The organism is Burkholderia sp. Bp8994 (assembly GCF_003853805.1).
GTDB lineage: Bacteria > Pseudomonadota > Gammaproteobacteria > Burkholderiales > Burkholderiaceae > Burkholderia.
This window is the reverse complement of the sequence record NZ_QTQH01000012.1, coordinates 153560-167781: the sequence shown is the minus strand read 5'-3', so window position 1 is coordinate 167781 and position 14222 is coordinate 153560. Positions and strand designations below refer to the sequence as shown.

General features: G+C 69.0%; 15 protein-coding genes and 1 pseudogene. 15 read left to right on the top strand and 1 reads right to left on the bottom strand.

Annotated elements, in window-relative coordinates; genetic code table 11:
- Positions 1 to 89 precede the first annotated feature (89 nt).
- Positions 90 to 236: pseudogene (locus DIE04_RS30155) on the top strand (LysR family transcriptional regulator); the annotation flags it as partial.
- 105 nt (positions 237 to 341) lie between these two features.
- Here DIE04_RS30155 and DIE04_RS15490 read toward each other — a convergent pair.
- Entirely contained in the window at positions 342 to 692 is a 351-nt protein-coding gene (locus DIE04_RS15490) for a VOC family protein (RefSeq protein WP_124484670.1), read from the bottom strand.
- Positions 693 to 952: 260 nt separating this feature from the next.
- Between DIE04_RS15490 and DIE04_RS15485 the strand changes: the two genes are divergently transcribed.
- The 14 genes from DIE04_RS15485 (at position 953) to DIE04_RS15415 (ending at position 14220) form a co-directional block, all read left to right on the top strand.
- A complete protein-coding gene (locus DIE04_RS15485) occupies positions 953 to 2092 on the top strand; it encodes an LLM class flavin-dependent oxidoreductase (protein WP_044845714.1) in 1140 nt (379 codons plus the stop codon).
- Positions 2093 to 2268: 176 nt separating this feature from the next.
- Entirely contained in the window at positions 2269 to 3462 is a 1194-nt protein-coding gene (locus DIE04_RS15475; protein ID WP_124522000.1) for an acyl-CoA dehydrogenase family protein, read from the top strand.
- 10 nt (positions 3463 to 3472) lie between these two features.
- Positions 3473 to 5233 carry an FAD-dependent oxidoreductase gene (locus DIE04_RS15470; protein WP_124521998.1) on the top strand — a complete coding sequence of 587 codons (1761 nt, stop codon included), beginning with the start codon at positions 3473 to 3475 and terminating at the stop codon, positions 5231 to 5233.
- Positions 5230 to 5748 carry a flavin reductase family protein gene (locus DIE04_RS15465; RefSeq protein ID WP_044845681.1) on the top strand — a complete coding sequence of 173 codons (519 nt, stop codon included), beginning with the start codon at positions 5230 to 5232 and terminating at the stop codon, positions 5746 to 5748. Before DIE04_RS15470 ends, DIE04_RS15465 begins: the two co-directional genes overlap by 4 nt.
- A 51-nt stretch (positions 5749 to 5799) precedes the next feature.
- The gene (locus DIE04_RS15460; RefSeq protein ID WP_124492192.1) at positions 5800 to 6015 is read left to right on the top strand and encodes a hypothetical protein; all 216 of its coding nucleotides are present in this window, start codon (positions 5800 to 5802) and stop codon (positions 6013 to 6015) included.
- Positions 6016 to 6025: 10 nt separating this feature from the next.
- Positions 6026 to 7093: a ferredoxin--NADP reductase gene (locus tag DIE04_RS15455; protein WP_124484674.1), complete on the top strand. Its 1068-nt coding sequence runs from the start codon at positions 6026 to 6028 to the stop codon at positions 7091 to 7093.
- Between the two features lie 46 nt (positions 7094 to 7139).
- Entirely contained in the window at positions 7140 to 8726 is a 1587-nt protein-coding gene (locus DIE04_RS15450) for a FadD3 family acyl-CoA ligase (RefSeq protein ID WP_124521996.1), read from the top strand.
- Between the two features lie 37 nt (positions 8727 to 8763).
- Complete coding sequence (locus DIE04_RS15445; RefSeq protein ID WP_124522814.1) at positions 8764 to 9537, top strand: SDR family NAD(P)-dependent oxidoreductase; 774 nt, start codon at positions 8764 to 8766, stop codon at positions 9535 to 9537.
- Positions 9538 to 10346: 809 nt separating this feature from the next.
- The gene (locus DIE04_RS15440; protein ID WP_124521992.1) at positions 10347 to 11000 is read left to right on the top strand and encodes a hypothetical protein; all 654 of its coding nucleotides are present in this window, start codon (positions 10347 to 10349) and stop codon (positions 10998 to 11000) included.
- A gap of 86 nt (positions 11001 to 11086) precedes the next feature.
- The gene (locus DIE04_RS15435; RefSeq protein ID WP_260426906.1) at positions 11087 to 11278 is read left to right on the top strand and encodes a hypothetical protein; all 192 of its coding nucleotides are present in this window, start codon (positions 11087 to 11089) and stop codon (positions 11276 to 11278) included.
- Between the two features lie 253 nt (positions 11279 to 11531).
- On the top strand, positions 11532 to 11768 hold the full coding sequence (locus tag DIE04_RS15430; protein WP_014899176.1) for a FitA-like ribbon-helix-helix domain-containing protein: 237 nt from the start codon (positions 11532 to 11534) through the stop codon (positions 11766 to 11768).
- Positions 11755 to 12171, top strand: coding sequence for a type II toxin-antitoxin system VapC family toxin (locus DIE04_RS15425; RefSeq protein WP_185500362.1), 417 nt, complete (start codon positions 11755 to 11757; stop codon positions 12169 to 12171). The genes DIE04_RS15430 and DIE04_RS15425 overlap by 14 nt, the downstream gene beginning before the upstream one ends.
- A gap of 249 nt (positions 12172 to 12420) precedes the next feature.
- Entirely contained in the window at positions 12421 to 13317 is an 897-nt protein-coding gene (locus tag DIE04_RS15420) for a VOC family protein (RefSeq protein ID WP_124521990.1), read from the top strand.
- A 9-nt stretch (positions 13318 to 13326) separates the two neighbouring features.
- On the top strand, positions 13327 to 14220 hold the full coding sequence (locus DIE04_RS15415) for a CoA transferase subunit A (protein ID WP_124521988.1): 894 nt from the start codon (positions 13327 to 13329) through the stop codon (positions 14218 to 14220).
- The last annotated feature ends 2 nt before the right edge of the window (positions 14221 to 14222 follow it).

The following is a 14222-nucleotide window of genomic DNA, read 5'->3' as shown; positions in this document are numbered from 1 at the left end:
CCAACAGCGGGCGCGCGCCGGCGCACGGCCGGTCTACGAGCACTCGATGGTACCGATTCCGGTGGTCATCGGGAAGATGCATCGATGCGCTGAACGGCGACCGGCCGCCCGCGCTGCCCGACGTCGAATGCATCGCGCGCGCCGCGAAGCGGCTCGGCCAGCCGGCCGGCACGCTGCTCGAGCTACCGGAAACCAGCGACCTGCGCGCGCCCGGCGCGGTCGATCAAGGCGCGTAGCGCACGTTGTTATCGGACAGCGACGCGTCGCGCGGCATCCGGCCGGGTCCCCGCCGGCCGGTCCGCGCGCCACGCACCACGCACCACGCACCACGCACCGCCGTGTCATGCCGCGCGTTTCTGCGAAAGCACCAGCAGCGCGCCGTTCCTGTCCTCCAGCACCGCGCGGTATTCGTGCGGGCCGGCCTGCACCGGCACGCGCACCGACGCACCGGCTTTCACGACCCGCGCCATCGCCGCGTAAAGGTCGTCATCCTCATCGACCCGCAGCGTGAGCGCCGCGCGCTCGACGATCTGCTCGTCGCCGGCGACCAGCGCGATCGTCAGCGGGCCGCCGTCGAGCGCGCAATAGCGGTCGCCGTCGCGGAACTTCACGTTCAGGCCCAGTCCGTCGACGAACAGCGGCAGCGCCGTGTCGATGTCGTCGACCGGGTACAGCAGCATCGATACCTTCATTCCCTCTCTCCCTTGTCGTGATGTGCCCGGCGCGCACCGCACCGTCGTTCGATGCTAGCGCGCGGTGCCGGCCGCGACGCAGTCCGATCGGACGACGGTGAAACCCCTCTGTCCCCGCATGCGTGCCGTTACTCCAAACAGACGATGCCCGGGCGGGCCCGCGCGCCGACACTCCCATCCGTGGACCGTCGCTATTCGTCCGTATCGTGCGGGCGGCCTGCGCGACCCCGACTCGTCCAACATACATGGAGACGCACGCAATGAAGTTTTCCCTCATCTACGAAGCCCAGACCACCGACGCATCGCGCGAGGGCGACCACCGGGTGTTCAAGGAGACGGTCGAACAGGCGCTGCTGGCCGAGCAGGTCGGTTTCGACACGATCTGGTGCGTGGAGCACACGTCGCTGACCAACTATGCGCACATGAGCGCGCCGGAAACCTTCCTTGCGTACCTGGCCGGCCGCACGACGCGCATCGGCCTCGGTCACGGCGTCGTGTGCCTGCCGCCGGCGATGAACCATCCGATCAAGGTCGCCGAGCGCGTCGCGCTGCTCGACATCCTGTCGGGCGGCCGCGTGCATTTCGGCGTCGGCAAGGGCGGCAGCCAGCAGGAAGCGGGCGCGTTCGGCTACGACCTCAACGAACTGCAGCCGATGATCGACGAGTCGATGTACCTGGTGCCGAAGATGTTCGTGCAGGACGAGATCGAGCACGACGGCAAGTACATCAAGATTCCGAAGCGTCCGATCCATCCGAAGCCGTTCCAGGATCCGCATCCGCCGATGTACCTCGCCTGCACGAACACCGACGCGCTGCTGCGCGCCGGCCAGCGCGGTATGGGCGCGCTGGTGCTCGGCTTCGGCGGGCCCGATGAGGTCGCGAAGAAGAACGCGATCTATCGCGAAGCGTGGGCGAACCGCAAGCCGGAAGACCAGGTCGGCTTCCGCCCGACCCAGCACCTCGCGGCGCTGTGCCCGACGGTCGTGATGGCCGACGGCCAGAAGGCCCGCAAGATCGGCATCCGTGGCCAGCGCTACTTCATGGAATCGCTCGCGTACTGGTACACGGGCGGCGAGCGTCCGGACCCGGCGAAGTGGGGCGACGACCTCGTGCAGGCCGATACCGGCGAGATGGTGATCCGCTCGCGCTTCGCGTCGGAGGAAGTCGTCGTGAACTTCGCCGATCCGGCGCTCGCGATGATGAACCCGAACCATGCGTACGGCACGGTGGACGACTGCATCGGCTACGTGGGCCGCCTGCAGGAAGCGGGCGTCGACGAAGTGCTGTTCCTGTGCCAGATGGGCACGGTGCCGCACGACGCGCAGATGGAGACGATCCGCAACATCGGCGAGCACGTGATCCCGTTCTTCAACAAGGAACAGGAGCGCGCCTGCGCATAAGGCGAGGCGTGTCGCGCCACGCCGCGCCCGTCGTCCCTTCGGACGATGCGGCGCGGCCGCGCGAAGCCGACCATCGTCGGCAGGGACCCTCGCTCGCGGCGCCGCCCGCGACGAATCACTTAAAGAGAGACCGGGGTGGGCGCCGCCGCGCGCGCTCCGTATCACAGGAGACATTCGTGCATCGCGACAACGATTCGAACGCATTGGCCGCCACGCTGATCGCCCGGGCCGAGGCGCTCGCGCCGACGCTGGCCGGCCGCGCCGCGCAGGCGGAAGCGCAGGGCCGCATCCCGGCCGAGACGATCGCCGACATGCAGGCCGCCGGCTTCTTCAAGGTGCTGCAACCGAAACGCTACGGCGGCTACGAGCTCGATCCGCAAACCTTCTTCGACATCCAGATGGCGCTCGCGCGCGGCTGCATGTCGACGGCATGGGTGTACGGCGTCGTCGGCGTGCACAACTGGCAGCTCGCGCTGTTCGACGAGCGCGCGCAGCAGGACGTGTGGGGCAAGGATTCCGCGACGCTGATCGCGTCGACCTACATGCCGGTCGGCCGCGTGACGCCGGTCGAAGGCGGCTTCCGGCTGTCCGGCCACTGGAAGTTCTCGAGCGGCAGCGAGCTGTGCGAATGGGTGTTCCTCGGCGCGCTGGTGCCGCCGGCCGAGGCCGGCCAGCCGCCGGAATACCGCACCTTCCTGCTGCCGAAATCCGACTACCGGATCCAGCAGGACTGGGACGTGCTCGGCCTGCGCGCGACCGGCAGCCACGACATCGTCGTCGACGACGTGTTCGTGCCCGCGTACCGCACGCACAAGGCGATCGACGGAATGATGGGCACGAGCCCGGGCCTGGCCGTCAACGACGCGCCGCTGTTCAGGCTGCCGTTCGCGCAGATCTTCGTGCGCGCGGTGTGCACGTCGTGCATCGGCGCGCTGCAGGGCGCGCTCGACGATTTCACCGGCTATGCGGCCACGCGCGTGTCGGCCAACAGCGGCACGAAGACGACCGACGATCCGGGCGCGCAGAACGCGTGCGCGAACGCGGCCGTCGCGATCGATGAGATGAAGGTGCTGCTCAAGCGCAATTTCGCGGAACTGATGGCGTCGGTGACGGGCGGCCCGGCCGTGTCGATCGAGCGACGCGTGCATTTCCGCTACCAGTCCGCGCAGGTCGCCGAGCGTTGCGCGCAGGCCGCGAACGCGCTGCTGCGCTATGCGGGCGGCAACGGCATCTATCACCGCAATCCGCTGGTGCGCCGCTTCCTCGACTTGCACGCGGCCCGCGCGCACTACGCGAACAACGTGGACCGCTTCGGCCAGAACCTCGGCGCCGTGATGCTCGGCCGCGAGAACACGGACTACTTCATCTGACGAGGCGGCGATGAACGACACGCAAGCGCAGCAATACGTGTTCGACGTCGTGGTCGTCGGCTCGGGCGCGGGCGCGCTGCTCGCGGCGTGCCGCGCGGCCGACCGCGGGCTGTCCGTCGTCGTGATCGAGAAGACGGCGCTGTACGGCGGCACGTCGGCGGTCTCGGGCGGCGGCATCTGGGTGCCGTGCAATCACCATATCGCGGAACTCGGCGCGACCGACACGCGCGAGGCTGCGAGCCGCTATCTCGACGCGTGCACGGCCGGCGCATCGTCGCGCGAGCGGCTCGACGCGTATCTCGACCAGGCGCCCGAGATGCTGCGCTACCTCGAAACGAAGACGCCGGTGCGCTACCAGGCGCTGCCGAAGTACGCGGACTATTTCCAGAAGCTGCCGGGCGCGATGCCGGGCTATCGCGCGCTCGATCCGCTGCCGTTCGACGGCGGGCTGCTCGGCGACGAACTCGACCGGCTGCGTCCGCCGTCGCCCGGCACGCTGATCGGCGGCCGCGTCGCCGTGACGTCGAAGGAGGCGCACACGCTGTTCTCGCGCGGGCCGGGCTTCATGAGGCTCGCGATCGCGCAGTTCGGCCGCTACTGGCTCGATTTCGGCGTGCGCCGCCGCACGCGGCGCGACCGGCGCCTGACGCTCGGCAACGCGTTGATCGGCGGGCTGCGCCGCGCGCTGCTCGAGCGCAACGTGCCCGTGTGGCTCGACACGCCGATGCGCGACCTGCTCGACGTCGACGGCCGCGTGACGGGCGTGCGCGCGCAGCGCTTCGGGCAGCCGGTGACGATCGCCGCGCGGCGCGGCGTGATCCTCGGCGCGGGCGGCTTCGAGCGCAACCAGCCGATGCGCGAACGCTACCTGCCGCAACCGACGCAGATGCAATGGAGCGCGACGCCGCCGGCCAACACCGGCGACGCGATCGCCGAAGGCCACCGGCTCGGCGGCGCGCTTGCGCTGATGGAACACGTATGGGGCGCGCCTACGGTCGGCGTCGCGGGCGAGGAGAAGCAACGCGCGCTGTTCGTCGAGCGCAACCTGCCCGGCTGCGTGATCGTCAACGGTCTCGGCAAGCGCTTCGTCAACGAAGCCGCGCCGTATTCGGAATTCGTGCCGGCGATGTATCGCGACCATGCGCGCACCGGCGCGTGCGTGCCGGCGTGGATGGTGTTCGACGCGCGCTTTCGCCGCAAGTATCCGTGCGGGCCGATCATGCCGGCGTCGATGATGCCCGATTCCCGCATTCCGGACGCGTTTCGCGGCGTGCTCGTGAAAGCCGACACGATCGATGCGCTCGCCGTGCGGATCGGCGTCGATGCGGCCGGGCTGCACGACACGCTGCGCGACATGGCGCGTTACGCGGCAACCGGTATCGACGAAGCGTTCGGCAAGGGCGACAACCTGTTCGACACGTACTACGGCGATCCGAAGAACCGGCCGAATCCGTGCCTCGGGCCGGTCGACGAGGCGCCGTTCTACGCGGTGCGGATCGACGCAGGCGACATCGGCACGAAGGGCGGGCTCGTCACCGACGCGCAGGCGCGCGTGCTGCGCGCCGACGGCGCGCCGATCGACGGCCTCTATGCAATCGGCAACACCAGTGCATCGGTGATGGGCGCGAGCTACCCCGGCGCGGGCTCGACGCTTGGTCCGGCGATGACCTTCGGGTTCATCGCCGCCGACCACCTGGCCGCGCAAGCGGCCGACGCCGGCGGCCGGTCAGCCCGGCCGTCCACGACAGAACTTGACGGAGTCCAACCATGAGCGATCTCACCACCCATCCGCTGCGCACCGACATGCTGCTCGCGATGCGCCGCCTCGCGCGCTCCGTCACGGTCATCAGCAGCGCGCACGACGGCCGGCGCTACTCGATGTCCGCGACGGCGGTCGATTCGCTGTCGACCGATCCGCCGTCGCTGCTGATCTGCATCAACCGCAATGCGTCGCTGTATCCGCCGCTCGATGCGGGGGCACCGTTCTGCGTGAACGTGCTGTCGGCACGGCATGAAGGCATCGCGATCGATTGCAGCGGCCGTCTGAAGGGCGAGGCGCGCTTCACGACCGGCGAGTGGCACACGTCGCCGCTGGGTGTGCCGTATCTGCACGATTCGCAGGCGAGCCTCGTGTGCGAGCAGGACGGCCGCTTCGAATACGGCACGCATACGGTGTTCATCGGGCGCATTCGCGAGGTGCTGATGAGCGGTGACGTCGATCCGCTCGTCTATCTCGACGGTGCGTACACGACGCCCGGCGCGCCCGCGGCCCGCGCGGCCGCGTGACGGCGGTGCGCGTTTTTCCGCATCGGAACGAGACGATCCATGACACGCAGATTGAACCGCAATATCGAGAATGGTGCGGACACAACGATCGTGCACGAGTTCGTGCAGTTGATCGGCGCGGCGGAAACGCAGGTGCTGAACGCGTTCGCCGGTGTTGCGCCAGCGCCAGCGCTGGCGCTGGCGTCGAACGACGCGCGGTGCCGTGCGGGAGAAGCCGGCTGGCATACGGCTTCGGCGGGTGCGGCCGGCGCGGCTCGCACTGCATGAGGAGCCGGCGATGAGCGATCCCCGTTTTCACCGGCTGACCGTGGCCGACGTCATCGCCGAAAGCGACGACGCGTGCTCGTTCGTGTTCGACGTGCCCGCCGCGTTGCGCGATGCGTTCGCGTATCGGCCCGGCCAGTTCCTGACGCTGAACGTGCCATGCACGGACTCGACCGTCGCGCGCTGCTACTCGCTGTCGAGCGCGCCGGGCATCGACGCGGCGCCGAAGATCACCGTCAAGCGCGTGCGCGACGGCCGTGCGTCGAACTGGCTGTGCGACCGCATTCGCGCGGGCGATGCGCTCGACGTGCTGCCGCCGGCCGGCGTCTTCACGCCGCGCACGCTCGACGGCGACCTGCTGCTGTTCGCGGGCGGCAGCGGCATCACGCCGGTGCTGTCGATCCTGAAATCGGCGCTGGTGCACGGCCGCGGGATGCTGACGCTGATCTATGCGAACCGCGACGAGCGCGCGGTGATTTTCCGCGACGAACTGCGGCAGCTCGCGCACCGCCACCCGGGCCGCCTGCGCGTGATCCACTGGCTCGACAGCGTGCAGGGCGTGCCGCTGCAGCGGCATTTCGAGGAACTCGCGCGGCCGTTCAGCCAGCAGGAGACGTTCATCTGCGGGCCGGCGCTGTTCATGGAGAACGCGCTCGCCGCGATGCTCGGCCTCGGGCTGCCGCGTGCGCGCGTGCATGTCGAGCGCTTCGCGTCGCTGCCCGATGCGCCGGCGCAGGCCGATCCGGCGGCATCGACCGCAACGGCGGCGGCGTCCGGCGACGACGATCGCGACGGCGACGGTGAAGGCGCGGCGATCGAGACGGTGCTCGACGGCGAGGCGTTCGCGTTCGACAGCGCGCCCGGCGAAACGCTGCTCGACGCGATGCTGCGCGCCGGCCTGCCTGCGCCGAATTCCTGCCGGATGGGGCAGTGCGGCGCGTGCATGTGCCGCGTCGAACGCGGCGCGGTGACGCTCGACAGCAACCACGTGCTCGACGACGACGAGATCGCGGCGGGCTGGACGCTCGCCTGCTGCGCGCGGCCCGCGAGCGACGCGCTGCGCGTGGTGTTCCCCGATTGAGCCGCGACGTGTCGATGGCACCGACGGCAACCCTGTTTCGACGCATATGACGATGGACAACGAAATCCTCACCACGCCCGCGCTGATCGCGCGGGCTGCCGCGCGCCACGGCGCGCATCCGGCGATCGAGTCGGAGCACGGCCGGCTGACCTACGCGGAACTCGATGCGGCGCGTCTCGAGGCGGCGCGCGCGCTGCTCGCGAGCGGCATCGACGCCGGCGATCGGATCGCCGTATGGGCGCCGAACCTGCCGCAATGGATCGTCGCGGCGCTGGCGATCCACACCGTCGGCGCGATCCTCGTGCCGGTCAACACGCGGATGAAGGGCATGGAGGTGGGCGGCATCCTGCACGACGGCGGCGCGCGGCTGCTGTTCTGCTGCGGCACCTTCCTCGGCGAATCCTATCCGGCGCTGCTCGCGCCGCACCGGCCCGCGACGCTCGAACGCGTCGTCGTGTTCGACGGCGAGCCGCCGTCCGGCGCGCACGATGAAACCTGGGATGCATTCCTCGCGCGCGGCGCGGCGGTGCCGCTCGCCGCCGTGCGCGAGCGGGAGGCGCAGGTGACGCCGGATACCGTGATGGACCTGATGTTCACGTCCGGCACGACGGGCCGCCCGAAGGGCGTGATGACCGCGCACGGGCAGAACCTGCGCGCCGCGCAGGCGTGGGCGACGATCGCCGGCGTGCGCCGGGACGACCGCTACCTGATCGTCAATCCGTTCTTCCATACGTTCGGCTACAAGGCCGGCTGGCTCGCCGCGCTGTCGAGCGGCGCGACCGTGCTGCCGCATCTCGTGTTCCAGCCGGCCGACGTCTTGCGCCGCATCGCCGACGAACGCGTGTCGGTGCTGCCCGGCCCGCCGACGCTGTACTACGCGCTGCTCGATGCGCCCGATCGCGCGACGCGCGACCTGTCGTCGCTGCGGATCGCGGTGACGGGTGCGGCCGCGATCGCGCCGAGCCTGATCGAGCGGATGCGCGCCGAGCTCGGCTTCGAGACCGTGCTGACCGGCTACGGACTGACCGAATCGTGCGGGTTCGCGACGCTGTGCCGCCACGGCGACGACGCGGAGACGGTCGCCTGTACGTCGGGCCGCCCGATGCCGGGTGTCGAGCTGCGCATCGCGGGGCCGGACGGCGCGGCGCTCGGGCCGGACGAGACCGGCGAGATCTGGGTGCGCGGCTACAACGTGATGCGCGGCTACTTCAACCAGCCGGATGCGACGCGCGAAGCCGTCGACGCCGACGGCTGGCTGCATACCGGCGACCTCGGCTGTGTCGACGCGAACGGCAACCTGAAGATCACCGACCGGATCAAGGACATGTTCATCGTCGGCGGCTTCAACTGCTATCCGGCCGAGATCGAGCGGCTGCTGGCCGCGCATCCGGCGATCGCGCAGGTCGCGCTGGTCGGCGTGCCCGATACGCGGCTCGGCGAGGTCGGGCATGCGTATGTCGTGTTGCGTCCCGGCGCGCACATCGATGCCGACGCACTGAACGACTGGGCGCGCAGCAACATGGCGAACTACAAGGTGCCGCGGCATTTCACGTTCGTCGAGCAACTGCCGACGAGCGCGGCCGGCAAGGTGCTGAAGTACCGGCTGCGCGCGGGCACCGAAGCGGCGGCATGAACGCCGGCGCACGGCACGAAATCAACGGGACGAACGGATGAACGACAACGGATTTCCGCAGGGCGCGGTACTCGTGTTCGGCGGCAGCGGCGGAATCGGGCAGGGCGTCGCGCTCGAATTCGCGCGCGCCGGCGTGCCGGTCGCGCTCGGTTACCGCAGCAAGGCCGAGGTGGCCGAGCGCGTCGCGCGCGAGGTGCGCGCCGCAGGCGTCGCGGCCACCACGCATTGCGCGGACGTGACCGCTCCCGCGCAGATCGATGCCGGGCTCGCGGCCGCGATCGGCGCGCACGGCCGCGTGCACACGATCGTGTGGGCGGCCGGCCCGTTCGTGAACCAGCGTCGCATCGGCGACATGATGCACGACGACTGGCGCCGTGCGATCGAGGTCGAGACGGTCGGCTTCTTCAATGCGGCGAAGGCCGCGTTGCCGCATTTCCGTGCGTCGGGCGGCGGGTCGTTCGTCACGCTCGGCTCGGCCGGGCATCTGCGCTGGCCGGATCGCGACGGCTTGTCGGTCGCGCCGAAGGCGGCGAACGAGGCGCTGGTGAAGGGGCTCGCGCGTGAGGAAGGCCGTCACGAGATTCGCGCCAACTCGATCCTGGTCGGCGTGATCGAGGCCGGGATGTTTCCGGTGCTGCTCGAACAGGGGCAGTTCGACCAGGCGTGGATCGACGACACGCAGAAGATGCTCGCGCTCAAGCGCTGGGGGAAGGCGCACGATATCGGGCGTGCGGCGGTGTTCCTCGCGTCGGATCGCGCGAACTACATCACGGGGCAGCAGTTGAACGTCTCGGGCGGATACGGGTTGTAGCGGATGCGCGGAGCCCGCTCGGGAGAGCGGGCCCGGCAGACGAACGTTCGGTTGCTTTCGGCGCCGAATCCGCCGTATCGATCCCGGATCTTCGCGCCGCAGGCGCCCGGGAGCGACTGCCTGCCTGCATGCGTCGAAGCGCATGAACGGCCGTCTCGGCGGCAACTGGTTGCGCGCGCACCGTCCTCGGTATTCACCCTGATCCGCGCTGCGCGCTTCTCGCATCCTGACCACGCGCGACTCGCGCGAGGTCACGTCGATGAAACATTTCCTGCCATGCGTGACGTCACACGTGCTTGCACGCCGTTGCGATGTCGCGCGTGTCGACAGCCGCGCGTGCTTGCCCGGCGCGCGTCGCGGCACCCGATGCATCGCTCCGCTGCATCGGGCACGGTGCTGACGTGCCGAAAACAGATGCGTTCCTGAAACATTTCCGTCGATTCTCCCCCGCATCACCGCGGACGTTTGGCCGCGACGCTTGTCCCGTGCCGGTTCGCGCCGCATGGCACATGCCTTGCGGTTAGGTCGGGGCCGCTCGACACAATCGCGACTGATGGCAACGACAAATCGCGGGAGCGGCACGTAACGACATCGAAATATCGGGGATCGGATCGAGCCGCGGGATAGCGGCCCGTCGTGCCGGACACGCTGCGTCGTATCGGCGGCACGCACGGGCATCGTACGCTCGATCCGTCAAACAGCAAGCTTGCTTGCAAGATGTCGTGCCGGGGGACCCGCCGCGCGTGGCGACGTGCGCTGCACGTGGCGGGTCGGCGCGCCCGGCACATGTCGGGGGGACGCCCGTGAAAATGACAGTGAACCAATGGGCAGCGCTGGCGATGGTAGTCACGGCCGGCGCGCACGCACAGGAAATCTACCTGCAGGGCGGCACGCAGGGCGTCGGCATCGGCGCGGCCGTCAGCTTCAATTCGGTGCTGGGCGCGCACGCGGATTTCAACGCGATCAATCTGACGCATGACTTCACGGTGGCCGGCAACCGCTACCAGGACGACATCAAGTTGCGGCAAGGCGGCCTGTATGCGGACATCTTTCCGTGGCGCGGCAGCGGCTTTCGCGCGACGATCGGATTGCGCTTCAACGACGACGATATCCGCGGCGTGTCGGTGCCCACCGACGGGACCTACGTGTTCGCCGGCAAGCGTTATCCGGCGCTCCCCGGGATGTACGCGGTCGCGGAGGCACGCTATCCGACCGTGATGCCGTATGTCGGGATCGGCTACGGGCACCGGCCGGCGTCGAAGGGGCTCGGTTTCGTCGCCGACCTGGGCGTCGCGTACGGCATCCCGCGCTGCTCGTACACGCTGTCGCCGCAACTCGCCGCCGCGGCCGGACCGCAGAAGAGCCAGATTCTGACCGCCAGCGGCCTCGACGAACTGAACCGCGTGATGTCGCGGTATCGGTGGTACCCGGTGCTGCAGATCGGCATCTCGTACCGGTTCTGAGCGGGACGCGCGTTATGGCACGGCCGCGCTCCGGCCGTTCGACGCTTTCGTGCCGTGGCCGCATCCGCAGACCTTCCCGTTGCCTGTTGCTCGACTGCCGGAACGTCCGGCCGAACCGGCTCGAATCTATCGTCCTGGCACTCACCTGGACCGTGCCGGCCCAGGCGTTCGTCGCAGTCGTTACCGGCACGATGTCGTCGATCGCGTCCGTGATTCTGGTCGCGGTGCTGGTGATGGTCGTGCGGCGCGCGTCGGATTCGACGCCGCGCCGCGCCTGACATCCCGTTCCAGCGCAGACCACCCGTCGGTGAATGGCCATTCGGCCGTCTTTTTTCGTCGCCGCGGCTGGATTACCTTGGATCACAGCAGTTCGACGCGTCGGGCCGACGGCGGAACGTGGGTGGCTTCATGCCGTCCGCTGCCGCCGGCCAACGCCGACACCCGGCTTCCGTCCGATCACGACGATGATAGCAATGCTTGCAATTCACCGCGTTGGCGCTATCATTGATAGCAATCTGGATGGAGGGACTCATGGCAAATCTTCTGGTGCGTAACGTGGATGACAGTATCGTTCAGAGCCTTCGAGAGCAGGCTGCGGCGAACGGCAGGAGTGCCGAGGCCGAACATCGGGCCATTCTGGCCGATGCGCTCGGCCGGCCGAAGCGAAGGACATTCGCGCAAGTGCTGATGAGCATGCCGGACGTCGGCGAAGACGCGGATTTCCAACGTGTTCAGGATTCCGGCGAGGTCAGGCGTGTTTTTGATTGATACGAACGTCATCAGCGAGATCAGGAAGGGCAAGCGAACCAACCGCGGCGTGCGCGGGTTCTTCAGGCAGGCCGAGGCCGACGCGAGCCCGCTTTACCTGTCGATCGTCACGGTGGCCGAACTTCGGCGCGGCGTCGATCTGATCCGCCATCGCGGCGATCATCCGCAGGCGTCGGCGCTCGAGGCATGGATGGCGACGATTCTGTCCGGCTATGCGTCGAATATCCTGCCGGTCGATCTCGAGACCAGCCAGATGTGGGGCCATTTGCGCGTACCCGATCCGGCCCACGCACTCGACAAGCTGATCGCGGCCACCGCGCTGATCAACGATCTCACGGTCGTCACGCGCAATGTCGACGATTTCGCCCGCACCGGCGTCCGGCTGCTGAACCCGTTCGAGTGAGCCGGGTTGCCGCGTCGCGGCAATCCGCCGTCGCTTCCCGCCTTCTTCCGTTGCGCGTTCTCCGTCGCGCATCGCCCGCTTGCAACCCGTATCGCCGGGCTTTAGCGCGCGTCCGATTCCCGTTCCTCTCCCGGCCGGCGTCGTCCTGAAAGACCCGCCCGCTCTCGTCCCAACAGACGATGTGACGCCATCCCCGACCGGCCAGAATCCTTTCACGAACAACGGATTCTGAACCTGGAGGAGGCCGACATGATCGATGTCCGTGCGCTCGGCTACGTCGTCGTCGAGGCGACCCGCGTCGATGCGTGGCGCCGCTACGCGGAAGACGTGCTGGGCATGCAGGTGCTCGACGCGCCCGACGGCGCGCTGTACCTGAAGATGGACGAGCGCGATTTCCGCTACGTGATCGTCCCCGGCGCGACCGACCGCTATTTCGCGTCGGGCTGGGAATTGCCCGACGGCGCCGCATTCGACGCCGCGCTGACGGCACTGCGGCAGGCGGGTGTCGAGGCCGTGCGCGCCACGCGCGACGAAGCCGCGCTGCGCCGCGTGCAGACGATGGCGTGGTGCACCGACCCGTCCGGCAACCGCCACGAGTTGTACTGGGGCGCGCGCTGCGACTTCCGCCGTTTCGTGTCGCCGCTGGGCGTCGCGCGCTTCGTCACCGGCGACATGGGGCTCGGCCACGCGGTGCTGCCCGCGCCGCAGTTCGACGCGACCGACGCGTTCGTGCGCGGCGTGCTCGGCTTCGAGCTGTCCGACATCTACCGCGTGAAGTTCACGCCGGACCCCGCCGAACCCGAGAAGCGCATTCACTTCATGCACTGCCGCAACGCGCGCCATCACAGCCTCGCGCTGTTCGAGATGGCGGTGCCGTCGGGCTGTGTGCACGTGATGGCCGAAGTCGACTCGATGGACGAAGTCGGCCGCGCGCTCGATCGGGTCGCCGCGCACGACGTGAAGATGTCGGCGACGCTCGGCCGCCACTGCAACGACCAGATGATCTCGTTCTACATGAAGACCCCCGGCGGCTTCGATCTCGAATACGGCTTCGGCGGCCTCACGGTCGACTGGTCGAAGCATGCGGTGTTCGAGGCCACGAAGGTGAGCCAGTGGGGCCACGATTTCAGCATCGGATACCGGTAAGCCAGCACGATGACGATGAAACCTCTCGACAAGACGATGTCCGCGCGCGACGTGGTCGCGCAACTCGCCGACGGCATGACGATCGGCATCGGCGGATGGGGGCCGCGGCGCAAGCCGATGGCACTGGTGCGCGAGATCGCGCGCTCGAACCTGAAGGACCTGACGATCGTCGCGTACGGCGGCGCCGACATCGGCCTGCTGTGCGCGGCCGGCAAGGTGCGCAAGGCGGTGTTCGGCTTCGTGTCGCTCGACGTGATTCCGCTCGAGCCGCATTTCCGCCGGGCCCGCGAACAGGGCCGCGTCGACGTGCTGGAACTCGACGAAGGGATGCTGCAGCTCGGCCTGCGCGCGGCCGCCGCGCGCCTGCCGTTCCTGCCGACGCGCGCCGGGCTCGGCACCGCGCTGCTCGATCACGCGCCGCAGCTGCGCACGGTGCAATCGCCGTACGACGACGGCGAAACGCTGCTCGCGATGCCGGCGATCGAACTCGACGTCGCGCTGCTGCATGTGAACGCGGCCGACCGGATGGGCAACACGCGCATCGACGGTCCCGATCCGTTCTTCGATGCGTGGATGGCGCGCGCCGCGCAGCGCTGCTACGTGTCGGCGGAAACGGTCGACGCGTCGCTCGCGAGCGACGACCTCGACGCCGCACGCCGCAACCCGTTCGAGCGCTCGCTCGTCACCGGCGTCGTGCATGCGCCGGGCGGCGCGCACCCGACGTCGTGCGGGCCGGACTACGGCTGGGACCTGCCGCACCTGCGCGCGTACTGCGCGAGCGCGGAAGACGATGCGAAGACGGCGGCTTACCTGCGCGACGTGGTCGGCCAGGACGAACGCCAGTATCTCGAAGGCGTCGGCGGGCTGTCGCACGTGACGACGCTGCCGTTGCCGATTCTGTAAAG